General features: G+C 72.5%; 27 protein-coding genes. 10 read left to right on the forward strand and 17 right to left on the reverse strand.

The features are described from left to right. Window positions 1–42: 42 nt before the first annotated feature. Complete coding sequence (locus IE252_RS10835; RefSeq protein WP_190089140.1) at window positions 43–1,839, reverse strand: fatty acyl-AMP ligase; 1,797 nt, start codon at window positions 1,837–1,839, stop codon at window positions 43–45. 369 nt (window positions 1,840–2,208) lie between these two features. Between IE252_RS10835 and IE252_RS10840 the strand changes: the two genes are divergently transcribed. From IE252_RS10840 to IE252_RS10855, 4 genes are all read left to right on the forward strand, one after another. Continuing rightward, a complete protein-coding gene (locus IE252_RS10840; RefSeq protein ID WP_190089141.1) occupies window positions 2,209–3,804 on the forward strand; it encodes a DHA2 family efflux MFS transporter permease subunit in 1,596 nt (531 codons plus the stop codon). A gap of 2 nt (window positions 3,805–3,806) precedes the next feature. Then, window positions 3,807–4,496: a TetR/AcrR family transcriptional regulator gene (locus tag IE252_RS10845; protein ID WP_190089142.1), complete on the forward strand. Its 690-nt coding sequence runs from the start codon at window positions 3,807–3,809 to the stop codon at window positions 4,494–4,496. A 122-nt stretch (window positions 4,497–4,618) separates the two neighbouring features. Continuing rightward, on the forward strand, window positions 4,619–5,836 hold the full coding sequence (locus tag IE252_RS10850; protein ID WP_190089143.1) for an alpha/beta hydrolase family protein: 1,218 nt from the start codon (window positions 4,619–4,621) through the stop codon (window positions 5,834–5,836). A gap of 292 nt (window positions 5,837–6,128) precedes the next feature. Then, the gene (locus IE252_RS10855) at window positions 6,129–6,944 is read left to right on the forward strand and encodes an AfsR/SARP family transcriptional regulator (RefSeq protein WP_190089144.1); all 816 of its coding nucleotides are present in this window, start codon (window positions 6,129–6,131) and stop codon (window positions 6,942–6,944) included. A gap of 74 nt (window positions 6,945–7,018) precedes the next feature. Here the strand turns inward: IE252_RS10855 and IE252_RS10860 are convergent, their stop codons facing one another. Beyond that, window positions 7,019–8,185: an alpha-hydroxy-acid oxidizing protein gene (locus tag IE252_RS10860; protein ID WP_190089145.1), complete on the reverse strand. Its 1,167-nt coding sequence runs from the start codon at window positions 8,183–8,185 to the stop codon at window positions 7,019–7,021. Window positions 8,186–8,348: 163 nt separating this feature from the next. On the opposite strand from IE252_RS10860, the gene htpX reads away from it, so the two are divergent. Both htpX and pspAB read left to right on the forward strand, forming a co-directional pair. After that, a complete protein-coding gene (htpX, locus tag IE252_RS10865; RefSeq protein ID WP_190089146.1) occupies window positions 8,349–9,254 on the forward strand; it encodes a zinc metalloprotease HtpX in 906 nt (301 codons plus the stop codon). 77 nt (window positions 9,255–9,331) lie between these two features. Next, window positions 9,332–9,910, forward strand: a complete 579-nt coding sequence (gene pspAB / locus IE252_RS10870; RefSeq protein WP_190089147.1) for a PspA-associated protein PspAB — start codon at window positions 9,332–9,334, stop codon at window positions 9,908–9,910. 10 nt (window positions 9,911–9,920) lie between these two features. Here pspAB and cynR read toward each other — a convergent pair whose 3' ends face one another. Further along, window positions 9,921–10,811, reverse strand: a complete 891-nt coding sequence (cynR, locus tag IE252_RS10875; protein WP_190089148.1) for a transcriptional regulator CynR — start codon at window positions 10,809–10,811, stop codon at window positions 9,921–9,923. 122 nt (window positions 10,812–10,933) lie between these two features. Here cynR and IE252_RS10880 point away from each other — a divergent pair, with 122 nt between their 5' ends. After that, window positions 10,934–11,521, forward strand: coding sequence for a carbonic anhydrase (locus IE252_RS10880; RefSeq protein WP_190089149.1), 588 nt, complete (start codon window positions 10,934–10,936; stop codon window positions 11,519–11,521). 47 nt (window positions 11,522–11,568) lie between these two features. After that, a complete protein-coding gene (gene cynS, locus IE252_RS10885; RefSeq protein ID WP_190089150.1) occupies window positions 11,569–12,039 on the forward strand; it encodes a cyanase in 471 nt (156 codons plus the stop codon). Between the two features lie 99 nt (window positions 12,040–12,138). Here cynS and IE252_RS10890 read toward each other — a convergent pair whose 3' ends face one another. From IE252_RS10890 to IE252_RS10905, 4 genes are read right to left on the reverse strand one after another with little or no spacing between them, the layout of a single operon-like run. Then, window positions 12,139–13,368: an ABC transporter permease gene (locus tag IE252_RS10890; protein ID WP_190089151.1), complete on the reverse strand. Its 1,230-nt coding sequence runs from the start codon at window positions 13,366–13,368 to the stop codon at window positions 12,139–12,141. Next, window positions 13,368–14,057 carry an ABC transporter ATP-binding protein gene (locus IE252_RS10895; protein ID WP_190089152.1) on the reverse strand — a complete coding sequence of 230 codons (690 nt, stop codon included), beginning with the start codon at window positions 14,055–14,057 and terminating at the stop codon, window positions 13,368–13,370. The genes IE252_RS10890 and IE252_RS10895 overlap by 1 nt, the downstream gene beginning before the upstream one ends. Further along, entirely contained in the window at window positions 14,054–15,112 is a 1,059-nt protein-coding gene (locus tag IE252_RS10900; protein ID WP_190089153.1) for an efflux RND transporter periplasmic adaptor subunit, read from the reverse strand. The genes IE252_RS10895 and IE252_RS10900 overlap by 4 nt, the downstream gene beginning before the upstream one ends. Then, window positions 15,109–15,606 (reverse strand): hypothetical protein, encoded by a 498-nt coding sequence (locus IE252_RS10905; protein ID WP_190089154.1) that lies wholly within the window; start codon window positions 15,604–15,606, stop codon window positions 15,109–15,111. Before IE252_RS10905 ends, IE252_RS10900 begins: the two co-directional genes overlap by 4 nt. Before the next feature lie 89 nt (window positions 15,607–15,695). Between IE252_RS10905 and IE252_RS10910 the strand changes: the two genes are divergently transcribed. After that, entirely contained in the window at window positions 15,696–16,355 is a 660-nt protein-coding gene (locus IE252_RS10910) for a response regulator transcription factor (RefSeq protein WP_190089155.1), read from the forward strand. Continuing rightward, complete coding sequence (locus IE252_RS10915; protein WP_190089156.1) at window positions 16,352–17,554, forward strand: sensor histidine kinase; 1,203 nt, start codon at window positions 16,352–16,354, stop codon at window positions 17,552–17,554. Before IE252_RS10910 ends, IE252_RS10915 begins: the two co-directional genes overlap by 4 nt. A gap of 108 nt (window positions 17,555–17,662) precedes the next feature. Here IE252_RS10915 and IE252_RS10920 read toward each other — a convergent pair whose 3' ends face one another. The 10 genes from IE252_RS10920 to paaA all read right to left on the reverse strand — a co-directional run bounded on the left by IE252_RS10920 (window position 17,663) and on the right by paaA (window position 26,174). Next, a complete protein-coding gene (locus IE252_RS10920; RefSeq protein WP_190089157.1) occupies window positions 17,663–18,235 on the reverse strand; it encodes a TetR/AcrR family transcriptional regulator in 573 nt (190 codons plus the stop codon). Next, window positions 18,232–19,707, reverse strand: coding sequence for an MFS transporter (locus IE252_RS10925; RefSeq protein WP_190089158.1), 1,476 nt, complete (start codon window positions 19,705–19,707; stop codon window positions 18,232–18,234). The genes IE252_RS10920 and IE252_RS10925 overlap by 4 nt, the downstream gene beginning before the upstream one ends. A gap of 128 nt (window positions 19,708–19,835) precedes the next feature. Next, window positions 19,836–20,636, reverse strand: a complete 801-nt coding sequence (locus IE252_RS10930) for an alpha/beta hydrolase (RefSeq protein ID WP_190089159.1) — start codon at window positions 20,634–20,636, stop codon at window positions 19,836–19,838. After that, window positions 20,629–21,480 carry a tryptophan 2,3-dioxygenase gene (locus IE252_RS10935; RefSeq protein WP_190089160.1) on the reverse strand — a complete coding sequence of 284 codons (852 nt, stop codon included), beginning with the start codon at window positions 21,478–21,480 and terminating at the stop codon, window positions 20,629–20,631. The genes IE252_RS10930 and IE252_RS10935 overlap by 8 nt, the downstream gene beginning before the upstream one ends. Before the next feature lie 33 nt (window positions 21,481–21,513). Beyond that, complete coding sequence (locus IE252_RS10940; RefSeq protein WP_190089161.1) at window positions 21,514–22,296, reverse strand: SDR family oxidoreductase; 783 nt, start codon at window positions 22,294–22,296, stop codon at window positions 21,514–21,516. Between the two features lie 99 nt (window positions 22,297–22,395). Further along, window positions 22,396–23,511 (reverse strand): 2Fe-2S iron-sulfur cluster-binding protein, encoded by a 1,116-nt coding sequence (locus IE252_RS10945; protein WP_190089162.1) that lies wholly within the window; start codon window positions 23,509–23,511, stop codon window positions 22,396–22,398. A gap of 9 nt (window positions 23,512–23,520) precedes the next feature. After that, window positions 23,521–24,018 (reverse strand): 1,2-phenylacetyl-CoA epoxidase subunit PaaD, encoded by a 498-nt coding sequence (gene paaD, locus IE252_RS10950; protein WP_190089417.1) that lies wholly within the window; start codon window positions 24,016–24,018, stop codon window positions 23,521–23,523. Further along, the gene (gene paaC, locus IE252_RS10955; RefSeq protein ID WP_190089163.1) at window positions 24,012–24,785 is read right to left on the reverse strand and encodes a 1,2-phenylacetyl-CoA epoxidase subunit PaaC; all 774 of its coding nucleotides are present in this window, start codon (window positions 24,783–24,785) and stop codon (window positions 24,012–24,014) included. Before paaC ends, paaD begins: the two co-directional genes overlap by 7 nt. After that, window positions 24,775–25,077 carry a 1,2-phenylacetyl-CoA epoxidase subunit PaaB gene (gene paaB, locus IE252_RS10960; protein ID WP_101386676.1) on the reverse strand — a complete coding sequence of 101 codons (303 nt, stop codon included), beginning with the start codon at window positions 25,075–25,077 and terminating at the stop codon, window positions 24,775–24,777. Before paaB ends, paaC begins: the two co-directional genes overlap by 11 nt. Continuing rightward, the gene (gene paaA, locus IE252_RS10965; protein ID WP_190089164.1) at window positions 25,074–26,174 is read right to left on the reverse strand and encodes a 1,2-phenylacetyl-CoA epoxidase subunit PaaA; all 1,101 of its coding nucleotides are present in this window, start codon (window positions 26,172–26,174) and stop codon (window positions 25,074–25,076) included. The genes paaB and paaA overlap by 4 nt, the downstream gene beginning before the upstream one ends. Between the last annotated feature and the right edge of the window lie 52 nt (window positions 26,175–26,226).

Genomic DNA, 26,226 nt, shown 5'->3' on the forward strand with positions numbered 1-26,226 from the left:
GAGGTACCTCTTCCTTGGGGGCGCTCGGTGGACCGGGCGGGCTCAGCGGCCGGGGGCGGCCAGCGGAGCCGAGTGCTCGGGGGTCTCGGCCGGGCGGGCGACGAGCTCCGCGACCGGCCGCTCCAGGCGCTGGTGGAGTACGGACAGGGCGCCGTCGAGGAACAGCCGGCGCATCAGGGTGCGCTGCGTCTTGCCGCTGGTGGTCTTGCGGACCGCGCCGGGGCGCACCAGGACCACACTGGCGGCGGGGAGCTGGAAGCGGCGGCTGAGCACGGTCTGGACGGAGGCGGCGAGGGCGGGCAGGTCGTGCTCGCCCTGCTGGTTGGGGCGGACCTCCTGCACCACCACGACGTGCGAGCGGTCGCCCTCCTCGTCCCCGACGGTGAACACCGCCCCGCCGCCGCGCCGCAGGGCGGGCCCCGAGTCCTGCACGGCCTGCTCGATGTCCTGCGGGTAGAGGTTGCGGCCGTGGTGGATGAGCATCTCCTTGATGCGGCCGGTGACGAACAGCTCCCCGCCGACCAGTCCGCCGAGGTCGCCGGTGCGCAGATAGCCGGTGCGGCCGTCGGCGGTCTCGGCGCGGAAGGTCTCGTCGGTGGCCTCGGGGCGGTTCCAGTAGCCGCGCGCCACGGACGGGCCGCGCAGCCAGATCTCGCCGACCTGGCCGTCCGCCAGCGCCTGGCGCGTCATGGGGTCGACGATGAGCACCTCGCTCCCGGCCGGCGCGCCGCAGCCCACCAGGGTCCTGGAGACGCGGTCGGGGCGGGCGGGTCGCAGCTCGTGCTGCTCCAGGAGGTGTGCGTCGACGGCGAGTTCGACGTGCGGGGCGGTGGTGTCCCCGGCGGAGGCCAGCAGGGTGTTCTCGGCCAGCCCGTAGCAGGGGAACAGCGCCTCGGGGCGCAGCCCCTGGGCGGCGAAGCGCGCGGTGAAGGTGCGGATGGTGGCGGCGCGCACCGGCTCGGCGCCGTTGAGCGCCACCCGCAGGCTGGACAGGTCGAGCCCCTCGGCCTGCTCGTCGGTGGTGCGGCGGGCGCACAGCTCGTACCCGAAGTCGGGCGAGGCGGTGCCCTCGACGCGGTAGTCGTGGATCATCCGCAGCCAGCGGTGCGGCTGCTTGATGAAGGAGATCGGCGACATCTGGACGCTCGTGCCGCCCATCCACAGCGGGTGCAGCGTCATCCCGATGAGGCCCATGTCGTGGTAGAGCGGCAGCCAGCTGCCGGTGACGACGCCGGGCGTGGTGAGCATGGCGTGGTGGATGGCCTCCTGGTTCGCGGCCAGGTTGGCGTGCGTGACCATGACGCCCTTGGGCTGGCTGGTGGAGCCCGAGCTGTATTGGAGGAAGGCGATGTCGTCGGCGCGGACCTGCGGCGGGAACCACAGTGCGGTGTCCTCGCCGTCGTCCTCGGGCGCCAGGCACACCACGTCCTGCTCCCCGGAGGCCGCCAGCCAGGCGGCGAGCCCCTGGCGGTGCTCGGGCAGGGTGAGGACCGCGCCCACCGAGGCGTCCCTCAGGATGCCGCTGACCCGGGCCAGCCGCTCGCCCGGCTCGTCCGGCAGCGGCGCCGGGATGGCGGTGCGCCCGGCGTAGAAGCAGCCGAGGAACGCGGTGACGAAGTCCAGCGTGGGCGGGTAGAGCAGCAGCACCGGGCGGGACGGGTCGCCCAGCGACTCCTGGCGCAGCCGGGTGGCGATCAGCCGGGCGCGGCGGTCCAGTTCGGCGTAGGTGAGCTCCTCGGGCCGCATGGTCCGGCCGTCCTCGTGCAGGTACACGAACGCGAGCCGGTCGGGGTGCTGCTCGGCTCCGGCGCGTACGGCCTCGGTCAACGTCTGGTGCATCTCTTCCCCTGTCGGTCAATCCGGGTCGGTCTGTCCGGGCTGGCGCGGCACCAAGTGCCATCTGTCGACCCATCGTTGGTGGGAAGCGAAAAGGACGTGTAAAGGCAGCCTTGAGGTGCACGTCGCAGCTTCAGAGGTTCCCGCAGGGTGCGCGGGAGAGGGGGAGCGCGAGGGGTGTTCACACGGGTAGGGAGGCGAAGTTGGCACCCAGTGCCGCAAGCTCACCTCACTCTCCCGTCACCCGGATGTGAGTCACCACTGTTTCGATACGCCATTGACTCGATTGGCGGGCGGGTCTAGCGTCGTCAACCGCACAGCCGCAGACGGCAGTTCACGCAACACCCTCTTCCTTCCGAGGAGCGGCATCCCGTGACCACTCAGCTCGAACCCCGCACGACCGAGCAGGACCAGGCCGCCGCCCACCGCTGGTGGGTACTGGGCGTGCTCGTGGTCAGCCTCCTGCTCGTGGTCCTCGACACCTCGATCCTCAACGTCGCGCTCAAGACGCTCGCCGAGCCCGCACCACAGGGCCTGGGCGCCTCCTCCAGCGCACTGCAGTGGTCGGTGGACTCGTACACGCTCGTCTTCGCGGCCCTCCTGTTCAGCACCGGAGTGCTGGCCGACCGCTGGGGCCGCAAACGCACCCTGGTGACCGGGCTCGTCGTCTTCGGCGGCTGCTCGCTCTGGTCCGCCTACGCGGGCAGCGCGGGCGAACTCATCGCCGCCCGCGCCGGACTCGGCGTCGGCGGCGCGCTGGTGATGCCCGCGACCCTGGCGATCATCATGAACGTCTTCCCGCCCGCCGAACACGCCAAGGCAGTCGGCATCTGGGCCGGGGCGGCCGGTCTGGCGGTCGCCGTCGGGCCCATCACCGGCGGCGCGCTCCTGGAGCACTTCTGGTGGGGCTCGGTCTTCCTCATCAACATCCCGATCGTCGTGATCGGCACCGTCGCCGCGCTGATCATCGTGCCGGAGTCCCGGGACCCCGGGCGCGGCGGCTTCGACCCGGTGGGCGTCGCCCTGTCCGTGGCGGGTCTCACCCTCCTCGTGTACGGGGTGATCCAGGGCGGCGAGTCGGACGACTGGGCGGCGGGGCGGGTGTGGGGGACGATGCTCGGCGGGCTCGTCGTGCTGGCGGCCTTCGTCGGCTGGGAGCGGCGGGCCGAGCGCCCGGCCCTCGACATCGCGCTGTTCCGCGTCCCGCGCTTCTCGGCCGCCGTGACCGTGATCGGCCTGGTGTTCTTCGCGCTGCTCGGCGCCACCTTCTTCCTCGTCTTCTATCTGCAGAGCGTGCGCGGCTGGACGCCCCTGCAGGCCGGGTACTGCCTGCTGCCGCTGGCCGTGGCCCAGTTGGCGTTCTCACCGCCCGCCACGCTCGCGGCCAAACGCATCGGGGTGCGCCCGGTGTGCACCACCGGGATGCTGCTGACCACGCTGGCGTTCGTCACCGTCGCCACCGTCGACGAGCACACCTCGCTGTGGCTGCTCGAATCCGTCTTCTTCGTCCTGGGCGTGGGCATCGCCTGCGTGATGCCGCCCGCCACCGCCGCCGTCATGTCGGCCCTGCCCCGCCAGCGCGCGGGCACCGGCTCGGCCGTCAACACCACCTTCCGCCAGGTGGGCGGGGCGCTCGGCGTCGCCGTCCTCGGCTCGGTGCTCTCCACCGCCTACCGCTCGCGGATGTCGGACCACCTGGGAGCCGTGCCGGACCAACTGCGCGACAAGGCCGGGGAGTCCGTGCAGAGCAGCCTCGCCGCGGCCGACGCGCTCGGCCCGCGCGGCACCTCCCTCGCGGGCCACGCCGTCGACTCGTTCGTCTCCGCGATGCACGTCACCGCACTGGTCGCCGCCGGGGTCACCTTCGTCGGCACCCTCGTCAGCCTGCTCCTGCTGCCCGCCCGTACGCCCGACGACGGAGCCGGCGCGCCCGAGGCGGCCAGGGTCCACCACTCCTCGGAGGTCTGAGCATGCCACCACCCGTTCCACCGGAGGCCGAGGGCGCCGCGCCCGCCGGCCTCCGGCCCGTCCCCGCGACCGGGGACGGGCCCGCCCCCGCGCAGCGCACCGCCCGCGGCGGGCGCCAGCGCGACCCCGCGGCCGACCGGGCGATCCTGGAGAGCACCCTGGGCCTGCTCGGCGAGGGGTGCAGCTTCAGCGCGCTGTCGATGGACCTGGTGGCTCAGCGGGCCGGGGTCGCCCGCGCCACCATCTACCGCCGCTGGCGCAACAAGGAAGAGCTGGTGCTCGCGGCCCTGAGCAGCCTCGACGTGCCCGTCACCCCCTCGGACGGACTGCCCCTGCGGGAGCGCCTGGTGGACCTGGTCGACCAGATCCGCCACCGCGGCCAGGACACCAACCTGCACCGCCTGCTGGCCGGCCTCCTCGGCGAGGCGGTGCACCGGCCGCAACTGGTGGAGGCGTACGAGAACACCGCGGTCGCCGCACGGAGGGACGCCATGCGGCAGGTGCTGCGCGACGGGCTGGACAGCGGAGAGCTGCGCCCCGGCCTCGACGTCGACCAGGCCATCGAGCTGCTGACGGGCCCGATGCTCGCGCGGCTGATCCTGCGTCAGCAGCCGGTGGAGTCCGCCGCGTTCGCCGAGGCGATCGTGGACACCTTCCTCGACGGCACCCGGAGCAACCCCGCACCCCGGTAGCCGGGCCGCGCCCACCGGACCGGGAACCGGGAACCCGGGCGCACGCACTGGTCGGCCGCAGCGCCATCCGCCCGTCCGCGCGGACGGGTACCGAACCGCCTCCCCATGCAGGAGCCGCAACCATGAAGTTCCTCTTCGACGACCCCGCCTTCGACTACCAGGCCTTACGAGCCGCCGGCTACGCCGACTTCGGCGGAGCCCAGCTCGGCGAGGTCATCGCCGTCGCCTCGCGCATCCCCGGCGGCGACACCGACGCCTGGCGGCGCGAGTGGACCGCGCTGGCCGAACGCGTCCACGGCCTCGCCACCGCCGCGCTCGCCCAGCACCGCACCCTCGACGCCCGCGCGGCCCTGCTGCGCGCCCACACGTACTACCGCACCGCCGAGTTCTTCCTGCGCGACGACCCGCTGCACGACCCCGAGGCGGTACGGCTGATGCGGCTCTCCAAGGAGACCTTCGCCGAGGCGGCCGGGCTCATGGAGCGCCCCCCGGAGTTCGTCCGCATCCCGTACGGGGACGGCTCGCTGCCCGGGTACTTCTACCGCGCCGACGACTCCGACGGGCCGCGCCCGACCCTCATCCACCACGGCGGCATCGACTCGACGCTCGAAGAGGGCTACTTCTTCATCGCGGCCGCCGCCCAGGCGCGCGGCTACCACGTCCTCTGCTTCGAAGGGCCCGGGCAGGGCTCGGTGCTGCGCGAGCAGGGACTCACCTTCCGGCCGGACTGGGAGGAGGTGGTCACGCCCGTGGTCGACTTCGCGCTGGCCCAGCCGGGGGTGGACCCCGAGCGCGTCACCCTGGTCGGGACCAGCCTCGGGGGGCTGCTCGCCGTCCGGGCCGCCGCGTTCGAGCACCGGCTCGCCGGATGCGTCGCCCATGACGCCGTCTGGCAGCTCGGGGACGTCGTCTGGCTGCCGCCGTTCGTCCACGAGTGGGTGGAGCAGGGCTGCGACGACTTCGCCAACCCCGTGATGTACGGGATCGCCGTGCAGCAGACCTTCACGCGCTGGCTGCTGCGGCAGGCGATGTGGACGTTCGGGGCGCAGAGCCCCTCCGAACTGCTGCGCCGGATGCCCGCGTTCGGCCTCGCGGACGTGGTCGGGCAGGTGCGCTGTCCGGTCCTGGTGCTCGACGCCGAGGAGGACATGTTCTTCGCCGGTCTGGAACACGCGAAGAAGGTGTACACGGGCCTGGGCGGCCCCAAGACCCTGCACGTGTTCACCGCGGACGAGGGCGGGGGAGCCCACTGCCACTCCGGGTCCATGACCCTCTTCCACGACCGGGTCTTCTCCTGGCTCGCCGAGACCCCGGCGTCCGAACCCGCGCCGTCCGTCTGACCGTTCGCACAGGCACGCCCGAGGCGGGCGGCCCCGGTGTCCCCGGGCCGCCCGCCTCGGGTGCTGTGTATACGGCCCCCGGAATTAATAATCGAATTCCCGCTGATTGGTGGCCGAAATGGCTCCTGGGTGCTGCGCTCCGGGTGTTAGCGCCCTTTTAATGGTTACGTAACGACTGCTCGACTACGATGTTTATCGGCAATCGCGTGCAGCTTGGGCGCGAGGGCCTGGGGTGAACGGGGAGATCCGAACTAGTTGAATGCCCGGCATGCATTCAAGGGGGTTGCGTCACGTGTCCCTGTCCTATGCACGACCGAGTCATCCGCTGCGCTACGAGGTACTGGGGCGGCTCCGGGTGACCTGCGGCGACGTCGATCTGACGCCGGCGCCACCGAAGATCGCCAAGCTGCTCGCTCTGCTGACGATCCGGGCAGGGGAGACCGTACCGGGCGACAAACTCATGGCGGAGCTCTGGGAACAGCACCCGCCGCGCTGTGCGGCGGCGAGCCTGCGGGTCTATGTGTCACAGCTGCGCAAGCTGCTCGGCACCCCCGGCCGGGCGTCGCCGATCGTCACTGTTTCCCCGGGTTACATTCTCGACGTCAGCCAGAACCAACTCGATGTCCGGACCTTCGAGAGGTTGTATGAAAGCGGCCGGGCCCGTTACCTGGCGGCCGACTACCTGGCCGCGTCCGAGTGTCTGAGAAATGCCCTCGCCCTGTGGCGGGGGCCGGTTCTGGACGGCATGTCGGGGTCTTCGGAGATCGGCTCGTTCGCCGCCGTGGAGGAGGAGAAACGGCTGAATTGCATCGAGCTGAATATTGAATCCGCCCTGGCGCTCGGCCGCCATCACGCCGTGATAGAGGAGCTCAAGGGACTCGTCGTCCAGCACCCGCTGCGCGAGCCCTTCTACCGCCAGCTGATGGCCGCCCTGTACCGGGTGGGCCGCCAGGGCGACGCCCTGGGCGTCTACCGCAGCGCGCGCCAGGTCATCCGGGAGGAGCTGGGCGTCGAACCGGGCCCGCCGCTGCGGCTGACGCAGGAAGCCATCCTGCGGGCCGATCCGGCCAGGCTGGAAGCCGTCGGCGTGACGGCGTCGGCACGCTGAACCACTACGGATCGCGGCGAGCCGGCTCAGACCGTTCCCTGAGCCGGTGCACGGCCGCGCGGTCGGGACGGGCGTCAGAGGACGCGCCGCAGGGATTCCGGCGTGAGGTCGGCGAGCGTCGGATAGCCGTCCACCGCCATCAGCAGATCCGCCTCGGCCAGCAGGGAACGCAGCACGTGGACGACACCGTCCGTACCGCCTATGGACAGTCCGTACGCATAGGGGCGGCCGACGCCGACGGCCGTGGCGCCCAGGGCCACGGCCTTCACGATGTCCGCCCCGGTGCGGACGCCCGAGTCGAACAGCACGGGCAGGCCGTCGGCCGCCTCGACCACGCCGGGCAGCGCGTCCAGGGCGGGCAGCCCGCCGTTGGCCTGGCGTCCGCCGTGGTTGGAGCAGTAGATCCCGTCCACGCCGCCGTCCTTCGCGCGCCGGACGTCCTCGGGGTGGCAGAGGCCCTTCACGATCAGCGGCAGCTCGGTGAGCGACCGCAGCCAGGGCAGGTCGTCCCAGGTGAGCGGGTTGCCGAAGACCTGCGCCCAGCGTATGGCGGCGGCCCGCGGATCCTCTTCGGGGGTGCGGTCCAGGGCGGCCCGGAAGACCGGGTCGGAGGTGTAGTTGGCCAGGCAGTGGCCCCGCAGCTGGGGGAAGTTGGCGGTGCTCAGGTCGCGCGGGCGCCACCCGGTGACCCAGGTGTCGAGGGTGACCACGATGGCCTTGAACCCCGCCTTCTCGGCCCGGCGCACCAGGCTCTCGGCCAGCTCGCGGTCGGTGGGGGTGTACAGCTGGAAGAAGCCCGGCGTGGAGCCGAACTCGGCGGCGACCTCCTCCAGGGGGTCGACGGTGAGCGTCGAGGCGACCATCGGGACGCCGGTGCGGGCGGCCGCGCCGGCCGTCGCCAGATCGCCGTGCCCGTCCTGGGCGCACAGCCCGATGACCCCGATCGGCGCCATGAACAGCGGCGACGGCAAGGTCATCCCGAACAGCTCGACGGACAGGTCGCGCCGCGCGGCCCCGACGAACATCCTCGGGTACAGCCCCCAGCGCTCGAAGGCCGACGCGTTGGCCCGCTGGGTGAGCTCGTCACCCGCACCGCCCGCCACGTACGACCACAGGGAAGGCCCCAGCGCGGCCTCGGCGCGGGACTCCAGCTCCTCGTACGTGAAGGGGAAGCGCGGCACGACGCCGCCGAGCCCCTCGAAGTAGATCTCGTTCTGGTAGAAACCGAACGGCTGGCTCATCAAGCGGCCCTCTCCTCGATCACTGGCTGATCACCGACTGGTCCCTGGCTGATGCCCGAGCGATCCCTACCCCTCATCTCCTCGCCGCAGCGCCCCTTTACGGCCGCCGTAAGTGGCATGGTGGAGAGTGAGGATCCAAGGACCCGGGCCCCGGGGAGACACCATGATCGGCCGTTTCCAGCCCGACCGGCAGCTGACCGCCCGCATGCTGGTCACCCTCTTTCTGCTCGGCCTGCTGTACGTGGGGTTCGTGGCCGCGCTGCTCGTCCTGCTGAAGTCGACGGTGCTGGTCGTCGTCATCGCCGCGGCGCTGCTGTTCGGGCAGTACTGGTTCTCCGACCGGATCGCCCTCTACGCCATGCGCGGCCGTCTCGTCACCCGCGAGGAGCAGCCCCAACTGCACGGTGTCATCGACCGGTTGTGCGCCACGGCGGACATGCCGGTGCCCCGGGTCGCCCTCGCCGACACCGATCTGCCCAACGCCTTCGCCACCGGGCGCAACGCCGACCACGCCGTCGTCTGCGTCACCACCGGGCTGCTCAGGCGACTGGAACCGGAGGAGCTGGAGGGGGTGCTGGCGCACGAGCTCTCGCACGTCGCCCACCGCGACGTCGCGGTGATCACCGTCGCCTCGTTCCTGGGCGTCATCGCCGGGCTGATCGTCCGCTTCGCCTTCTACTCCCAGATGTTCGGCGGCCGCCGCCGCGGCGACCAGAACACCTTCGCCATCCTGATGGCCGTGATGGCGGTCTCGGCGGCGGTGTACGCGCTGAGCTTCCTGCTGATCCGGGCCCTGTCCCGGTACCGGGAGCTGGCCGCCGACCGGGCCGCCGCCCTGCTCACCGGCCGCCCCTCCGCGCTCGCCTCGGCGCTGACCAAGCTGGACGGCGACATCGCCCGCATCCCCAGCAAGGACCTGCGCACGGCCAGCGCCTTCAACGCCTTCTACTTCGTGCCCGCCCTCGGCGCCGGCGCCTCGCTCTCCCGGCTCCTGTCCACCCACCCCAGCCTGGAGCAGCGGCTCGCCGGGCTGGCGAAGATCTCGGCGGAGCTGGGCCGCCCGGCATGAGCGGCCCCGCGCGCCCCGGACCGTACGGCCGAGAACCGTACGACGAGAGCCGCCACAGGACGGAGTGACTGATCCGCATGGGCTTCCTGGACATCCTGCTCGGGCGCACCAAGCCCGTCGCCCCCGACCTCGACCGGCTCTTCGCGGTGCCGTCGGCGGCCGTCACCCTGGAGGCGGCGGCCGGGTTCACGCCGACCGGCCGTGGCTCGGTCTGCTTCACCACGGTCGAAGGCGGGGCCTTCACCCGGATCCGCGAGGACGTCGAGGAACTGCTCAACGCGGACGCCGAACGGGCCGGGAGCCCGGTGGAGTCCAGCCGCGACGAGTACGGCTACACCTGGCTCCTGTCGCGGCGCGGCCCCGCCGACGTGACCGCGCTCGCCGGGGACCTGCACGCGGTGAACACCGCCCTGGAGGGCAGCGGCTTCGGCCCCCAACTGCTGTGCTCCCTGGTCGGTTTCGAGAACGCCGAGGGGCAGGCGCTCGCGCTGGTGTACCTCTACAAGCGCGGCACGTTCTACCCCTTCGCCCCGCTGTCCGGCGAGAAGCGCGACAGCGCGCTGGAGCTGCGGATCAAGGCGGTCCTCGCGGACGACCTGCACGTCGAGCAGGACCTCGCCCGCTGGTTCCCGGTGTGGGGCGCGCCCGGGCTGTGAGCGGCCGCTGTCACGCGGGCGGATAGGCGCGGTCGCGTACGAGCTGTCGGGTGAGGCGGGTGAAGGCGCGGGCGGCGGCGCTCTCGTACGCGCTCTCCCGCCGCAGCAGGGTCACCGTGCGGGCGGGCAGGGCCGGTTCGAGCGGGACCGGGTGCAGGCGCGGGTGGTCGTGGGTGACCGCGTCGGGCAGGACGGTGGCCAGTGGGGTGCGCTGGACGATCTCCACCAGGGCCTGGACGGAGTTGGCCTCCACCGCGATGTGCGGCCGCACGCCGTGCGCGTCGAGGTAGGCGTCGATGTGGCCACGGGTGGCGAAGTCACCGCTGAGTAGGGCGAGTTGGCGGTGTGCCAGGTCGTGGACGGGGAGCGGCGGCGAGGAGGCGGTGCCCACGACGAGGGTCAGGGTCTCGGTGAACAGGGGCGTCGCGGCGATCCCGGGCAGATGGGGCCGGTGGAAGGCGATGCCGAGGTCGAGCTCGTCGGCCAGCAGAGCGGCCTCGATGCGGTCCTGCGCCAGCTCCTTCACGTCCAGAGTGATGCCGGGGTGGCGGGCGTGGAGCTCCGCGACGAGAGGGCCGGTGAGATACGCGGTGAAGGTCGGCGTCACGGCGAGGCGCAGGCTGCCGCGCGAGAGGTCGGCCACGTCGAGGACCGCGCGCTCGGCGGCGGCCAGCTCCCGCAGGGCGCGGCGGGCGTAGTGGACGTACGTCTCGCCCGCGTCGGTGAGCCGTACGGTCCGCCCGGTGCGGTCCAGGAGCTGCGCCCCCACCGTGCGTTCGAGCTGTTTCACCTGCTGGGAGAGCGTGGGCTGCGAGATGCGCAGCTCCTCGGCGGCGCGGGTGAAGTTGCCGTGCTCGGCGACGGCGAGCAGATAGCGCAGATGACGCAGTTCCGGGGCCATGGACCAACTATAGATGAGACCAATAGCAGATATGGATAGCACGTCTTGGACACTATAGGAGCAGGTCATGCATGGTGGATCTCGTCAGCCCCACGGGGCCGACAGCCACCGAAGGGAGTGACATGCAAGACCTCACCGAGGGCGTCGCACGGTTCCGCCGGGACGTCTTCCCGGCCAAGGCGGAGCTCTTCGCACACCTGGCGACCAACCACCGGCCGTCGACGCTGTTCATCAGCTGTTCCGACGCCCGGGTGGTGCCGGAGCTGATCACCGGGAGCGAGCCGGGCGAGCTGTTCGTCATCCGCACCGCCGGAAACCTCGTTCCCGCGTACGCACCGGGCATCGACGGCATCGCGGCCAGCATCGAGTACGCGGTCGCCGCCCTGGGCGTCACCGACATCGTCATCTGCGGCCACTCCGCCTGCGGCGCGATGACCGCACTGGCCGAGAGCCACGACATGGGCGCCCTGCCGACCACCGCCGACTGGCTGCGCCACGCGGATGCCGCAAGGGCCCGCACCACCACGGCCGGGGTCGACGCCCTGGTGCGCAGCAACGTCCGCGCCCAGCTGGCGAACCTGGTCACCCACCCGTCGGTGGCCCGCGCCCTGACGCGGGGCACGGTCGCGCTGCACGGCTGGTGCTACGACATCGGCAGCGGCACCGTCGAGCAGCTCGACGTCGTGAACCCCTTCGCCACCGCGGCCTGATCCCCCTCTTCCACCGTTCTCACCCGCTCGAAAAGGAGCTCTTTCCCATGGTGCACGCCCAGTTCGACAACACCGCCCGTCAGGCCCTGGCCGCCAAGGCCGTCGACGCCAAGATCCGCAAGGACCTGTCCTGGCAGCAGATAGCCGACGCCGCCGGTCTGTCGGTCGCCTTCGTCACCGCCGCCGTCCTCGGCCAGCACCCGCTGCCCACGGCCTCGGCCGAGGCCGTGGCCGAGCTCCTGGACCTGGACGCCGATGACGCCAGGACGCTGCAGACCATCCCGACCCGCGGCTCGATCCCCGGCGGCATCCCCACCGACCCGACGATCTACCGCTTCTACGAGATGCTCCAGGTGTACGGCACCACGCTGAAGGCCCTGGTCCACGAGCAGCTCGGGGACGGCATCATCTCCGCGATCAACTTCAAGCTGGACGTGAAGAAGGTCGCCGACCCCGACGGCGGCGAGCGCGCGGTGATCACGCTGGACGGCAAGTACCTGCCGACCAAGCCGTTCTGACCCGATGCGGCTCTGATCCGATAGGGCTTTGCCCCGATACGGCGACGGGCGGCGGATCGTCCCCCACGACGACCCGCCGCCCGCCTACCGCCTCCTCCCCTACGCCGCGTGCAGCGCCAGCGTGGGGGAGAGCCGTGCCGCCCGTACCGCCGGATACAGGCCCGCGACCGTGCCGATCACCAAGGTCGCGCCGAAGCCGCCGCCGACCGCCCACAGCGGGACCACCCATGGCAGCCCTCCCGAGGAGGCGTACACACCGGTCGCCGCCGCGCCCAGACCGACGCCCGCGAGCCCGCCCAGGCCCGAGAGCATCAGCGACTCCGCGACGAACTGGATGCGGATCTGGCCCCGGGTGGCGCCGAGCGAGCGGCGCAGACCGATCTCGTGGCGGCGTTCGAGCACCGAGATGATCATGGTGTTGGCGACCCCGACCCCGCCCACCAGGAGCGCGATCCCGCCCAGGCCGAGCAGCAGCGTGGACAGCGCGCCCTCGGTCGCCGCCTTCGCCTGGAGCGCCGCCGACGGATCGCTGACGTCGACGTTCTGCGGGTTGCGCGGGTCGACCGTCGGCGCGAGCAGCTTCTGCACCTGGCGCACGGAGGCGTCCGTGGACCGTTCGTACACGGCCGTGGGGTGTCCGTCGAAGCTGAGCAGTTGCTGCGCCGCCGCCCAGCCGACCAGCGCCGACCGCTCGATCTCGGGCGCCAGCGGCATCGGGCCGAGCACGCCGACGACCGTGAAGTACCGGTCGCCGATCCACACCTGCTGCCCCGGCTCGGTCACACCGAGCCGTTCGGCGGCGACGTGGCCGAGGACCACGGACGGGTAGCGGCCGTTGGCGGCGTTCAGCCAGGTCCCGGCGGCGACCTTGCCGCGCAGGACATCGAGGAGCCGTTCGGTGGCCGCCTTGACGGCGATGCCGCCGGTCTCGTCCTTGGGGATCTTCTCGGTGCGCCGCACGGACTGCTTGAGGTCGCCGGTGGCGCCGACCTCCTGGACGCCGTCGATCCGCCCCACCATGCCCGGCGCGTCCTTGGGCAGCTTCACCTCCTGCCCGCTGAACATGCCCTCGCCGGGCTTGGCCACCAGCATGTTGGTGCCGAGCGCGTCCAGCTGGCGCATCAACTGCGCCTGGCTGGAGGCCGAGATGCCCACCACGGCGATCATCGTGGCGATGCCGATGGCGATCCCGAGCGCCGAGAGCACCACCCGGACGGGACGGCTGCGCAGCCCGGCCGAACCGACGTGCAGCACGTCCCGGGGGCTCAGCCGGGCCGCCTTGAGCCGCGTGCGCGAAGCGCCTTCCGTACGAGGGGAAACAGGAGCCATCACGCCGCGACCTTTCCCCGTGCCGTGTCCGCGACCACGCGCCCGTCGCGGATGCGCACCTGGCGGGGGAGCCCCGCCGCTATCTCGGTGTCGTGGGTGATGACCGCGATGGTCGCGCCCTCCCGGTTCAGATCGTGCAGGAGCTCCATCACGGCCTCCCCGGACGCCGAGTCCAGCGCCCCGGTCGGCTCGTCGGCGAGCAGCAGAGCGGGCTCGCCCACGACGGCCCGGGCGATGGCGACGCGCTGCTTCTGCCCGCCGGACAGCTCGTGCGGGCGGTGCTTCATCCGGTCCGCGAGGCCCACGCGGGCGAGCGCGTCGGCGGCCAGGGCGCGGCGCCGGGCCCGCGGAAGCCCGGAGTAGAGCAGCCCCTCGGCCACGTTGTCCCGGGCGCTGACGCCCGGCACCAGGTGGAACGCCTGGAAGACGAAGCCGATGTGCTGCGAGCGCAGCGCGGAGAGCCGCCGGTCGGTGAGCGAGGCCACGTCGAAGCCCGCGATCTCCACCGTTCCGGCGGAGGGCCGGTCCAGGGTGCCGACGATGTGCAGCAGGGTGGACTTGCCGGAGCCGGACGGACCGGCGATCGCCAGCAACTCGCCCCGCCCGATGGTGAGATCGACCCCGTCGAGGGCCCGGACGCCGCCCGCGTACTCCTTGGTGACGCCGCTGAGGCGGACGACCGTGCTCATACGGACGGCACCCCGACCTTCATGCCCTCGCGCAGTCCGCCGCCGCTGACCTCCACGCGCCCCTGTCCGAACATGCCGAGCTCGACCTCCACCTCGCGGGCGGTGCCGTTCTCCACCACCTGGACCCCGAAGCCCCCGCCGGGCAGCGCCAGCAGCGCGTTGACCGGGACGGACAGGACGTCCTTCCTCGTCTCACCGGTCAGCTCGACCGTGACGGGCGCCTGGTCGAAGCCGTCGACCTTCTTGGGGTCGTCGAAGGAGACCGTGATCTCGATCTTCGGCGTCTTGTCCTGGGCGTCGTCGCCGGGCTTCGCGGTCTTGCCGACGCCGCTCACCCGGCCCGGAGCCCGGCTGCCGTCCGGCAGCTGCACGGAGACCTTCGTGCCGGTCTTCGCGGACTTGGCGTCCGCGACCGGCACTTTGAACCGGACGACCCGCTCCGAGCCGGTGACGGTGAGCACCGGTTTGCCGGGGCCCACCGGGTCGCCGGTGGCCGCGCCCGCCTCCTTGATCCGCAGGGCGCTGCCCGCGAAGGCGATCTGGTCGGTTCCTATCTGCCCGGTCTGCTTCAGGTCGTGGGACCTCTGCCAGCGCTTGACGGCGGCCGCGGTGGCCGAGGTGTACTCGTCGTCGACGGTGAAGCCGGAGTAGCCGAGCGCGGCCAGGTTCTCCTCGACCTGGCGGACGTCCTTGCCCTTGTCGCCGCTCTTCAGCGTCCGGTACATCGGCTCCGAGCCGTACATCAGCCGCACCGGCCTGCCGTCCACCTCGTAGAGGCGTCCGTCGCGCCGCACGGTCGAGCCCGTACCGGCGATCCAGTTGAGGGTGCCGGTGGCGCCCGCGTTGATCCGCCGCTCGCCGAGGAAGCCGAGCGTGCCGTCCTGCTGCGAGCTGTCGCTGAGGTCGCCGCGGGTGACGGGGGCGGTGGCGGGCGGCAGCCCCGAGCGGTCCTGGGACTTCTTGTGCTCGGGGGTGCCGAGGGCGGTGACGGCGACACCGCCCCCGGCGACAAGCACGATCGTGGTGAGCGCGACGGCCAGTCGGCGGCGGCTCATCGGCTGACGCTCTCGCACGCCTTGTTCGCCTTGTCGAACTTCACCTTCTCGGCGCCCTCGGGGATGCGCTGCGCCGACATCATCCCGCCGTCGAACTTCGGGTCGGGCATGTTGAAGCCGTTCTTACGCATGCACTGGGCGTACTTGAGCATCTTGTCCTTGTCCGCCTGCGTGGGGCCCTTGCCGCTGCCCGAGCCGCCCTTGCCCGCGCACGCCTTGAGCGCCTTCTCCATCTTCTCCTTCGTCATGCCGTCGCCGGAGATGCTCACGGCGCGGTCGTCCTGGCCGGGCTTGGGCTCGGGCACGTTCAGCCCCTGCTCGCGCAGGCACTTGCGGTGCTCCAGGGCCTGGTCGGCCTTCTTGCCCGCGTCGCTCGTGCTGTCGTTCCCGGCGTCCGGGCCCTTGCCGCCGGAACAGCCGGTGGCGACGAGCGCGAGGGCGGAGAGGGCCGTGGCCGCCATGATCCGGCCGAGGTGTCGCTGCGAGGTCGTCATGGCCGGGAGCCTGCCGGGAGGGGGTGTTTCGTTTCTCTCAGCGGATGCGTTAACAACGGCGAAAGGCCCCTTTCATATACACAGGGGGCATGCGCGTACTGGTGGTGGAGGACGAGGAATTCCTGGCGGAGATGATCGCCGAGGGGCTGCGCCGCGACGCGCTCGCCGTCGACGTGGCCGCCGACGGCCCCGAGGCGCTGCGCAAGCTGGCCTTCGGCGCGTACGACGTGATGGTCCTCGACCGCGATCTGCCCGGCCTGCACGGCGACGAGGTGTGCCGGCACGTGGTCGAGCGGCGGCTGCTGACGCGGGTGCTGATGCTGACGGCCGCCGGGACCGTGCGCGACCGGGTCGACGGCCTGGGCCTGGGCGCCGACGACTACCTCGCCAAGCCCTTCGCGTACGACGAACTCCTCGCCCGCGTCCTGGCGCTCGGCCGCCGTGCCCGGCCCGCCCTTCCGCCCGTCCTGGAGCGCGCCGGGATCGTCCTGGACACCGCCCGCCGCCAGGCCAGCCGCGACGGACGCCATCTGCACCTGTCGCGCAAGGAGTTCGCGGTCCTCGAAGCGCTGCTGCGGGCCGAGGGCGCGGTGGTCAGCGGCGAGGACCTCATCGAGCAGGTGTGGGAGGAGCACACCAGCTACCGCACCAACGCCGTACGCGTCACCCTCAGCAAGCTCCGCGCCAAACTGGGCGAGCCGCCCGTGGTGGAGACGGTGCCGGGCGCGGGCTACCGGATCGGCGCATGAGGTCCGAACGCGCCCGGCTGACCGCCCTGTACGGCGGGCTCCTGGTCCTGGCGGGCGCCCTGCTCACGGCGGTGGTGTACCTGCTGGTCCAGCAGGGGCTCTACGCCTCGATCAGTACGGCCGTGACGACCGCCGTGCCCGCCAAGGAGCTGAAGGACCTCCCCACCGCCGTCCCCCGGCAGAGCGCCGCGCCCGCGAGCCCGTCCCCGCTGCCGCCGGGCGTCGTCCAGGGTCTCGCGGTCACCCGGACGCTCAGCGACGCGGCCGAGCACGCCGCCCTCAACCGGCTGCTCGCGGTCTCCGTGATCGTCTTCTGTGCCTACGCGGTGCTCTCCATCGCGCTCGCCTGGTGGATGGCGGGCCGGGTGCTGCGCCCGGTCGCCGTGATCACCGAGACCGCGCGGCGGCTGTCCGGCGAGAACCTGCACGAGCGGATCGCCCTGGAGGCGCCGCCGGGCGAGCTCAAGCAACTGGCGGACACCTTCGACGGGATGCTGGGGCGGATGGAGCAGCTCGTCTCGGCCCAGCAGCGGTTCGCCGCGAACGCCGCCCACGAGCTGCGCACCCCGGTGGCCGTGCAGCGGGCGGCGGCGGAGATCGGGCTCGCGGGGGAGCCGGACGCGCAGAAGGTGGCGCGGATCCGCGCCAAGCTCATCGCGGTCGCCGACGACAGCGAGCGGATCATCGAGGGGCTGCTGCTGCTCGCGGCCTCCGAGCAGGGCCTGGAGCGCCGGGAGCCGGTGGCGGTGCACGAGGTCGCCCGGGAGGCGGTGGGCGCACTCGCGGGCGAGGCGAAGGAGCGGGGCGTGACGGTCACGGTCCACGCCGGTCCGCTGACCGTGCCCGGGGACGCGGTGCTGCTCGACCGGCTGCTGCACAACCTGGTCGCCAACGGCATCCGCCACAACGTGCCGGACGGCCGCGTCGAGGTCCGCACCGGCCCCGACGGCATCACGGTGTCCAACACCGGCCCCGAGATCCCCCCGGACACGGTCCCCGCCCTCTTCGAACCCTTCCGCCGCCTCACCCAACGCCACCGCCACACCCCGGGCGAGGGCGCGGGCCTGGGCATGTCGATCGTCGCGGCGATCGCCCGGGCGCATGGGGGGAGGACGAGGGCGTATGCGAATGGAGAGGGGGGCGGCCTCACCGTGCAGGTGACCTTTCCTCGGGTTGCCGAGCCCCTACGGCACGGGTGAGCGGAGCCGTGGAGCCGCGTGCGGTCCCGGGTGCCCTACAGGGGCGCGGGGAACTGCGCGACCAGCCCAGACGGCCCGCAGTCGACCAAGCACAGAAGCAGCAAGTGCTTAGTCGCCCTCTATCAGCCGCTGCAAGCCCGGCGCATACAGATCCGCAACCCGCTCGGCCGAGGCAAGATGCCCCGCGCCCGGGCGGTGCAGGCTCAACGTCGCTCCCAGACCAAGGAGCTGGCCCGCGATCAGCTCGGCCCGCAACTCCGCGTCGGGGACGGGCAGCAGCCCGGACAGCCGCGCGGTGACCTGCTCGCGGAACCGGTCGCGCAGCAGCGTGCGCTCGTCGTCGCGCCCCAGCGAGAAGACGACGCGCAGCAGCGGATCGCCCCGGAACTCGTCACGCAGCCGCAGCATCGTGAGCACGAGGTGGCGTCCCAGCTCGGCGGGCGGCGCCGCGAACAGCTCGTCGGCCACGGGCTGGAAGTCGGCGACCGTGTGGAACAGCTGCTCCTTGCTGCCGAACCGCTTCACGATGAGGGAAGGACTGACCCCCGCGTCGGCCGCGATGCCCCGCAGGGTCACCTCGGTGTAGGCGCGCAGGGCGAAGGCGCGGCGCGCGGCGCGCAGGATGGCGTCGCGGCCGGTGCCCTGCTCGGGGGCCGTACTCTCCACGGGCGCGGTGGTCATCTGCCCTCCTGGGCCGCGGGCACCGATGTCGACCCTCCGACCGTACCGGCCCCGGCCGCCCCGGCGCGCTCCGGTCGCCGCGCGGGCAGGAACGCCGTCGCCACCAGGGCCGCGAGCGCGGCGCCCGCCGCGATCAGGAAGATCAGCAGATACGCGTGCAGAGTGGGCGCGGTGCGGCCCGCCGCCTCGAACGTGACGTTGGCCAGGACCGCGGTGACCACCGCGCTGCAGCACGCCTGGCCCACCGAACGCATCAGGGTGTTGAGGCCGTTCGCGGCGCCGGTCTCGCTCACCGGCACGCCCTGCATGACGAGGGCCGGGAGCGCCGAGTACGCGATGGCGGTACCGGCCGAGACCACGGTGGCGCCGGCCACGATCAGCCAGAGGCTGTGGCTGGTGAAGAACCGTACGACGTAACCCACCGCCATCACGCAGGCGGCCAGACCGAGGGCCGTCCGGGGGCCGTACTTGGCGGATATCTTCGCCGACACCGGCGACAGCGCGACCATCGAGAGACCGCCGGGCAGCAGACACAGACCGCTGACCACGATGGACGCGCCCAGCCCGTATCCGGTGGACTTCGGCTCCTGCACCATCTGGGCGGTCACCAACGAGTTGGCGTAGAAGGCGAAGCCGATGAAGAGGGCGGCGATGTTGGTGAGCAGGACCGCGGGCCGGGCCGAGACCCGCAGGTCGACCATCGGGGATTCGGTACGCAGCTCGTAGCGGCCCCAGACGAGGGCGATCGCCAGCGACCCGGCGAGCAGGCCGAGGGTGCGCGCCGAGGTCCAGCCCCAGTCGGCGCCCTGGGTGATCGCCAGCAGCAGGCCGACCAGGGCGGCGGTGAGGCCGAGCGTGCCGAGCACGTCGAAGCGGCCCGGGGTGCGCACCGGTGACTCGGGGACGATCCAGAGCACCAGGAGCAGATCGAGGACGCCGAGGGCCGCCGACGCCCAGAACATGGTGTGCCAGTCGAAGTTCTCCACGACCAGCGCCGCCACCGGGAGTCCCACGGCGGCGCCGATGCCGAGCGTGGAGCTCATCAGGGCTATGGAGGGCAGGACGCGGGCGGGCGGCAGTTCGTCGCGGATGATGCTGATGCCGAGTGGGATGACGGCGAGGGCCGCGCCCTGGAGCGCGCGGCCCGCGATCAGCACGCCGATGTCGGAGGTGGCCGCGCACAGCACGGACCCGACGGTCAGCACGCCGAGCGAGGCGAGCAGGACGCGCCGCTTGCCGTACATGTCGCCGACCCGGCCGAGGACCGGGGTGAAGACCGCGCCGGTCAGCAGCGTGATGGTGACGAGCCAGCCCGCCGCGCCCGGACTGCTGCCGGTGAGGGCCGGGACGTGCGGCAGCAGCGGCACGACCAGTGTCTGCATCACGGCGACGACCACACCGCAGAAGGCGAGCACGGGGACGACGAAGCGGCTGCGGGGGTCGTGGGCGGGGGTGGCTGTCGCCGCGGTCATGCTGCTCCAGGGGCTGGTCAGGAAGGGGTGCACAAGCGTTCACCCCCTCTTAGGGTAAACGCTTGTGCACCCCCGTGTCCCGGCCTTGTAGAGCCGCTGAGCGGACTCCTGGAAGTCCGCTGGACCGCTCAGCCTCCCGACGACAGCCTTCCCAGCGTCTCGATCACGGACCGCGACGCCGGGGACCCGGGCTCGATCAGCGTGTAGTGGCCGGTGCCCGGCAGCAGGACGTGCTCGGCATCCGTGTGCACCGCGAGGTAGTCCGTGAACTGCCCCAGCGGCACCTCCTCGTCCACCTCTCCGTTCAGCACCACCGTGCGCACCCCCGTGGTGCCCTTGCCGCGCAGCAGGGTGAGCGGGTCGACCAGCGGGAGCCGCGCCTCGACCTGGTCGGCGCCGCCCAGCAGTTGCAGGCCCGCGCCGTCGCTGAGGTCGTCGCGGATGGTGGCCGCGAGGTCGGTGATCGGGGCGAGGCCCAGGACCGCCGTGGGCAGCCGGGTGGTGTACCAGGGCGAGCTCTCGGGCAGCAGGGCCCGCGCCCCGGCCCACAGGGCGAGGTGGCCGCCGGAGCAGTGGCCCGCGAGCACGAAGGGCCGCCCCTCGGGGATGGTGTCGACGGCGAGCGCGATGTCGTCGAAGGTGGCCGGATACCCGCCCGCCCCGCCCGACCTGCGGAAGCCCGGCAGGATCGTGGTGAACCCGTGCTGTGCCAGATGGGCCGCGAACGGGGTCAGATGCATCCGGTCGTAGCGCCAGTAGCCGCCGTGCAGCAGCATCACCAGCGGCGCCTCGGGGTCCTCGGCCGGCCACAGGTCGTACACCTGGTGCGGGTGCGAGCCGTACTTGCGGTGCACGGGGGCCAGCACCGGGCGGATGCTCAGCACCCGGCGCTCCTCCTCGGCCGCGAACGCGGAAGGGGTCCTAGACATAGCTGCGCGCCGTCCAGAGCTCGGGGAACACGGACCGCTGGGCGCGCTTCTCCAGCCACGCCACGCCCGGCGAGCCGCCGCTGCCCGCCTTGGCGCCCATCGCCCGGCGGGTGGCGAGCAGATGGTCGCTGCGCCAGCGCAGCACGAGCTCGGCCACCTCGGTGAGCTCCTCGCCGAGCCGCACCAGCGGGTCGTCCTGCGGCCCGGCGTAGATCTGCCGCCAGACCTCCTCGACCCAGGAGTCCGGCTGGTACGCCTCGGTCACGTCCCGCTCCACGACGTGCTCCGGCACGGGCAGGCCGCGGCGGTACAGGAAGCGCAGCACCTCGTCGTAGAGCGACGGCTCGGCCAGCGCCTCCTCCAGCTCGGCGTAGACGGCCGGGTGCCCCCGGTGCGCCTGCACCATGGAGCGGGACTTGTCGGCGAGCAGGAACTCCATGTGGCGGTACTGCGCCGACTGGAACCCGGAGGCCTCGCCGAAGGCCGCGCGGAACCCGTTGAACTGGGCCGGGGTCAGCGCCGCCAGCGGCGTCCAGGAGTCGTTGAGCGCCTGGTGCGAGCGGCGGCTGCGGCGCAGCGCGTCCATCGCTTGCTCGAGGTCGTCCTTGAGTAAGGCGTCCCGGGCCGTGCGCCACTCGTACACGATGAGGGTGAACCACAGCTCCATCACCTGGGTGGTGACGATGAACGCCATCTCACCGGGGTCGTTGGAGAGCGGCCGCTGGAGGGTGGAAAGCAGCGAGGCGTGGACGTAGTCCTCGTACGGCGTGGTCCCCTCGAACTGCACCTGGGGCGCCTCGTCGGCGGCCGCGGGCGTGGCGAGGGCGCTGGTCTGCTCGGTCATGGGTCTCCGTAGGTGGTGGGGCGGGCCGGGTGGTCAGACCGGCATTCCGATGTGCGCGCCCCCGGTCGCGTCCAGCCACTGGCCGGTGACCCAGCGCGCGTCGTCACTCGCCACGAACGCGACCACGTCGGCGATGTCCGACGGGCGGCCGATCCGGTTGAAGACGGAGGTGGCCGCGTACGCGTTCAGCACCTCCGGCACCTTCAGGGTCGGGTTGATCTCCGTGTAGGTGAAGCCGGGCGCCACCGCGTTCACGGTGATCCCCCGCGTGCCCAGCTCCGGAGCGAGGGCGAGGGTGAGGGTGTCCAGGGCGCCCTTGGTCATCGAGTACGCGGAGATGTTCGGCATGGCGATCCGGGTGACGCCGGAGGAGATGTTGATGATGCGGCCGTTGTCGCGCAGCCGGCCGAGGCCCTGCTGGATGACGAAGAAGGGGGCCTTGACGTTGATCGCGAAGAGCCGGTCGTACTCCTTCTCGCTGACGTCGCCGATCCGCCTCGGCAGGGTGACCCCGGCATTGTTGACGAGGATGTCCAGGCCGGGCTCGGCGCCGTACTCGGACAGCCCCTTGTCGAAGGCGGCCCACAGCGCCTCGGCGTCGCCGGGCACGCCGAGCTCGGCGCGGAGCGCGAACGCCCGGCCGCCGGCCGCCTCGATCTCGGCGACGGCCTCCTCGGCGGCCTCGGTGCGGTGCCCGTAGTGCACGGCCACCAGGGCGCCCTCGGCGGCCAGCCGCAGCGAGATCGCCCGGCCGATTCCGCGGCTGCCACCGGTCACCAGGGCCGTCCGGCCGCTCAGCCTGCCCGTACTGGTCATCTCTCCACACTCCTGTGATCTCGGGGGACCGCGCGGTGGTCGCTGCGGTCGGGGGGCGGCAATGCGTCTGCCGCGTACGGGTGTCGGTACGGCGGGTGCTCAGGCGTCGAAGTCGAGCGCGATCTCGTCCGACTCCGGACGGGCCCGGCAGGGCAGGGTGTAGCCCGCGGCCAGCTCCGCCGGGCCCAGGGCGTACTGACGGTCCATCACCGCGCTGCCCCGGACCACCTTGGCGCGACAGCTGCCGCACAGGCCGTCGCGGCAGGAGTACGGGGTCTCCGGCCGGGCGCGCAGCACCGCGTCCAGCACCACGCGGTCCTCGGGCTTCATCACCGTCTCGGTGGTGCGGCCGTCCAGGCGGGCGGAGATGAGACCGGTGCGGCCCAGCGGCTCCGGCGGCGGCGCGGGCGGCAGGCCGCCGCCGGTGGAGAAGAGCTCGAAGCGCACCCGCGCCTCGTCCGCGCCCCACCGCGTGAGCGCCTCCCGGACGGTCTCGACCAGCCCCCACGGCCCGCACAGATAGAAGTGCGTGCGCTCGTCGGGCTCGGCGCCGAGCAGCGCCAGCAGCTTGGGCAGCCGGGCCGCGTCGATCCGGCCGGAGAGCAGCTCGCTCTCGCGCTCCTCGCGGGAGAGCACGTGCAGGGCGAAGAACCGGCCCACGTGGGCGTCCTTGAGGTCGGTCAGCTCGTCCGCGAGCAGCACCGACTGCGCGCTGCGGTTGGCGTAGACGAGCGAGACCCGGCAGTGGGGGTCCTCCCGCAGCGCGGCCGCCGCCATGCTCAGCAGGGGAGTGATGCCGCTGCCGCCCGCCACCAGGACGTGGTGCGCGCCGGGCACCTCCGCCAGGCGGAAGTCGCCGGTGGGCGGGCCGAGTTCGAGGGTGTCGCCGGGGGCGAGCTCCTTGGTGGCGTACTCGGCGAAGCCGTCCGCGCCGAGCCGCTTGACCACCAGCCGCAGCCCGGCCGGGTCCCGGGGCGGCAGGCAGACCGAGTAGCTGCGGCGCAGCTCGCGCCCCTCGGGCCGGTGCCGTACGACCACGTGCTGGCCGGCCCGGTGCGCGAAGGTGTCCGCGAGCGGGGCGGGCACGGCGAGGCTGATCGCCACCGACTCGTCGCCGACCTGCTCCACGGTGGTCACCGGCAGCCGGTACCAGCCGGTCGCCCGGCGGGTGGGCGCCGGGGAGGCGGCGGTGCCGCTAGTCGTCGCTGTCGTCATGGGGGTGCGTCACATCGCCTTCAGATGCGCGAAGGTCTCCTGGCACGAGGTGCACACCAGGACGGCTTGGCAGCGGGTCGCGCCGAAGTGGCTCTGCGGCCGGGTCGCCACCGAGCCGCAGTGCGGGCAGGGCGCGCCCAGGCCGATCCGGACCGGCAGGGGCGCCCCGGCGGGGCCGGGCGGCACGATGCCGTGCTCGGAGAGCTTGCGGCGGCCCTCGTCGGTGATCCAGTCGGTGGTCCAGGCGGGCGCGAGCACCTGCCGCACCCGTGCGTCGGGGTGGCCGCTCTCGGTGAGCACGGCCCGGATCCCGGCCTCGATGGCGGGCATCGCCGGGCAGCCCAGGTAGGTCGGGGTGATGACGACCTCCAGGGCGCCGTCGTCCGCGGGTTGAACGGCGCGGATGACCCCCAGGTCGGCCAGCGAGATCATCGGGAGTTCGGGGTCGGGCACGGTGTTCACCCGGGCCCGCACCTCGTCGGCGTCCAGCCGGACGGCGCTCACCAGGTGCCTCCCGGGTACTGGAGGCGTACGGACCGGAACTCGGCGAACAGCGGCGCGAACGCCTCGGTGTGCAGCCCGTCCCGGCCTCCCGTGGCCTGCCACGCGGGCTTGGGCAGCGTCAGACGCGCCTCGTCGAGGACGGCGGCGACCTCCCGCTCCCACTCCTCGCGCAGCCGCGCCGGGGCGACCGCGGTCCCCGCCGCGTCCAGCCGGTCCACCAGGGCGTCCCGCTCGAAGAGTTCGGCCGCGTACGGCCAGACCAGGTCGAGCCCGGCCTGCATCCGGCGGCGGCTCTCGGCGGTGCCCCGGCCGAGCCGTACGGTCCACTGGTCGGCGTGCATCTGGTGGTACTCGACCTCCCGGGACGCCCGCGCGCCGAAGGCGGCGAGGGTGGCGTCGGAGGACTTCTCCAGGGCGCTCCACAGCAGCCTGCTGTAGTGCGCGTACACCAGCTGGCGGGCGATCGTCACGGCGAAGTCGCCGGGCACCAGCTCCATCAGGAGCGCGCTGCGGAACTGGCGCTCGGTGCGGTGGTAGGCCAGCTCGTCCTCGCCGCGGCCGGTGCCGTCGAGCGTGCCGCTGTACGCGAGCAGGGTACGGGCGTGGCCGAGCAGGTCGAGCGCGATGTTGGCGAGCGCCAGGTCCTCCTCGATGGTGGGCGCCCGGGTCACCAGGGCGCACAGCCGCTGGCACAGCACCAGCGCGTCGTCGCCCAGGCGCAGGACGTACTCGGCGAGATCCGTGTCTTCAGCGGTGGGCTCAGCCGTCATGGCCGCTTTCCTCGTTCAACGGGATGTAGTGCTCGGGGTACCGGTACGGCTTGTGGGCGGCGTTGCTGAAGAACGGGTCCTTCTCGCTCGGCGAGGCGGCGTGCACCGAGTCGGAGCGCACCACCCACACCGAGACCGTCTCGCCCCTGCGGGTGTACAGATCCCTGGCGTTGGCCAGCGCCATGTCGGCGTCGGCCCCGTGGACCGAGCCCACGTGCTGGTGCGCCAGGCCCCGGCGCGGCCGGATGAACACCTCCCACGGCGTCAGCACCCGTGCGGACCGCTCACTCATGACACGCGCCTTCCCTCGTCGTCCAGTTCCACCGACTCCAGTTCGCCATCGGCCAGTTGGGCCGCGTACGCGTCGACCGCCTCGCGCACCCAGGCGCCGTCCTCGTGCGCCGCCACCCGGTGGGCGAGCCGCTGGCGCGCGCACTGCGAGCCGTCGCCGAGCGCGCCGCGGAACAACTGCCAGTCGATCGGGCTGAAGTCGTAGTGCCCCCGCTCCTCGTTCCAGCGGATCGCCGGGTCGGGCAGGGTCACCCCCATCCGCTCCGCCTGCGGCACGACGTTGTCGACGAACCGCTGGCGCAGCTCGTCGTTGGTGTGCCGCTTGATGCCCCAGGCCATGGAGCGCTGGGAGACAGCGGCGCCCATCGCCGCGGTGCGGTCGTCCGCGCCGCCCGCCACGGTGTCCGGCGGGCCGAACATCAGCGCCACCGCGGGCAGCCACCAGCGGTTGACGGCGTCCTGCGCCATCTCCTTCTGCTCGGGCGTCCCCTGGCACAGCGACCACAGCACGTCGTAGCCCTGGCGGACGTGGAACGCCTCCTCCTGGCACACCCGGCGCATCGCCCGGGCGTACGGGCCGTAGGAGGTGTGGCACAGCGGCGCCTGGTTGACGACGGCAGCGCCGTCCGTGAGCCAGGCGATGGCTCCGGTGTCGGCCCAGGTCAGGGCCGGGTGGTTGAAGGTGGCCGCATAGCGCTGGTGGCCGCTGTGCAGCGCGTCGAGGAGGTCGGCGCGCGACACCCCGAGGGTCTCCGCCGCCGAGTAGAGGTAGAGCCCGTGGCCCGCCTCGTCCTGCACCTTCGCCAGCAGACTGGCCTTGCGGTGCAGCGAGGGCGCCCGGGTGAGCCAGGAGCCCTCGGGCTGCATGCCGATGATCTCGGAGTGCGCGTGCTGGGAGACCTGCCGGACCAGCATCCGCCGGTAGCCGTCCGGCATCCAGTCCCGGGGCTCGATCTGCTCCCCGGCCGCGAGCAGCGCCTCGAAGTGCGCGTTGAGCTGCTCCACGCCGTCGACCACCCCTTCGTCCAGGACCGCCGCGGTGGCGGTGCCTTCACAGATGAAGAGGTCTGACCTGGGGCGTTCAATCCCCGCGCACATGCCGTTGACCCGTGACGAAGGTCACGCGGGGGCGGGGGAGTGTGGGCGGCCG

This window comes from Streptomyces melanogenes (assembly GCF_014649795.1).
Classification (GTDB): domain Bacteria; phylum Actinomycetota; class Actinomycetes; order Streptomycetales; family Streptomycetaceae; genus Streptomyces; species Streptomyces noboritoensis.

What these genes read in the sequence shown, in the direction of transcription:
- IE252_RS10835 (WP_190089140.1), bottom strand. Translation starts at nt 1,839, where the DNA reads ATGCACCAGACGTTGACCGAGGCCGTACGCGCCGGAGCCGAGCAGCAC.
- IE252_RS10845 (WP_190089142.1), top strand. Translation starts at nt 3,807, where the DNA reads ATGCCACCACCCGTTCCACCGGAGGCCGAGGGCGCCGCGCCCGCCGGC.
- IE252_RS10850 (WP_190089143.1), top strand. Translation starts at nt 4,619, where the DNA reads ATGAAGTTCCTCTTCGACGACCCCGCCTTCGACTACCAGGCCTTACGA.
- IE252_RS10860 (WP_190089145.1), bottom strand. Translation starts at nt 8,185, where the DNA reads ATGAGCCAGCCGTTCGGTTTCTACCAGAACGAGATCTACTTCGAGGGG.
- htpX (WP_190089146.1), top strand. Translation starts at nt 8,349, where the DNA reads ATGATCGGCCGTTTCCAGCCCGACCGGCAGCTGACCGCCCGCATGCTG.
- pspAB (WP_190089147.1), top strand. Translation starts at nt 9,332, where the DNA reads ATGGGCTTCCTGGACATCCTGCTCGGGCGCACCAAGCCCGTCGCCCCC.
- cynR (WP_190089148.1), bottom strand. Translation starts at nt 10,811, where the DNA reads ATGGCCCCGGAACTGCGTCATCTGCGCTATCTGCTCGCCGTCGCCGAG.
- IE252_RS10880 (WP_190089149.1), top strand. Translation starts at nt 10,934, where the DNA reads ATGCAAGACCTCACCGAGGGCGTCGCACGGTTCCGCCGGGACGTCTTC.
- cynS (WP_190089150.1), top strand. Translation starts at nt 11,569, where the DNA reads ATGGTGCACGCCCAGTTCGACAACACCGCCCGTCAGGCCCTGGCCGCC.
- IE252_RS10890 (WP_190089151.1), bottom strand. Translation starts at nt 13,368, where the DNA reads ATGGCTCCTGTTTCCCCTCGTACGGAAGGCGCTTCGCGCACGCGGCTC.
- IE252_RS10895 (WP_190089152.1), bottom strand. Translation starts at nt 14,057, where the DNA reads ATGAGCACGGTCGTCCGCCTCAGCGGCGTCACCAAGGAGTACGCGGGC.
- IE252_RS10900 (WP_190089153.1), bottom strand. Translation starts at nt 15,112, where the DNA reads ATGAGCCGCCGCCGACTGGCCGTCGCGCTCACCACGATCGTGCTTGTC.
- IE252_RS10905 (WP_190089154.1), bottom strand. Translation starts at nt 15,606, where the DNA reads ATGACGACCTCGCAGCGACACCTCGGCCGGATCATGGCGGCCACGGCC.
- IE252_RS10910 (WP_190089155.1), top strand. Translation starts at nt 15,696, where the DNA reads ATGCGCGTACTGGTGGTGGAGGACGAGGAATTCCTGGCGGAGATGATC.
- IE252_RS10915 (WP_190089156.1), top strand. Translation starts at nt 16,352, where the DNA reads ATGAGGTCCGAACGCGCCCGGCTGACCGCCCTGTACGGCGGGCTCCTG.
- IE252_RS10920 (WP_190089157.1), bottom strand. Translation starts at nt 18,235, where the DNA reads ATGACCACCGCGCCCGTGGAGAGTACGGCCCCCGAGCAGGGCACCGGC.
- IE252_RS10925 (WP_190089158.1), bottom strand. Translation starts at nt 19,707, where the DNA reads ATGACCGCGGCGACAGCCACCCCCGCCCACGACCCCCGCAGCCGCTTC.
- IE252_RS10930 (WP_190089159.1), bottom strand. Translation starts at nt 20,636, where the DNA reads ATGTCTAGGACCCCTTCCGCGTTCGCGGCCGAGGAGGAGCGCCGGGTG.
- IE252_RS10935 (WP_190089160.1), bottom strand. Translation starts at nt 21,480, where the DNA reads ATGACCGAGCAGACCAGCGCCCTCGCCACGCCCGCGGCCGCCGACGAG.
- IE252_RS10940 (WP_190089161.1), bottom strand. Translation starts at nt 22,296, where the DNA reads ATGACCAGTACGGGCAGGCTGAGCGGCCGGACGGCCCTGGTGACCGGT.
- IE252_RS10945 (WP_190089162.1), bottom strand. Translation starts at nt 23,511, where the DNA reads ATGACGACAGCGACGACTAGCGGCACCGCCGCCTCCCCGGCGCCCACC.
- paaC (WP_190089163.1), bottom strand. Translation starts at nt 24,785, where the DNA reads ATGACGGCTGAGCCCACCGCTGAAGACACGGATCTCGCCGAGTACGTC.
- paaB (WP_101386676.1), bottom strand. Translation starts at nt 25,077, where the DNA reads ATGAGTGAGCGGTCCGCACGGGTGCTGACGCCGTGGGAGGTGTTCATC.
- paaA (WP_190089164.1), bottom strand. Translation starts at nt 26,174, where the DNA reads ATGTGCGCGGGGATTGAACGCCCCAGGTCAGACCTCTTCATCTGTGAA.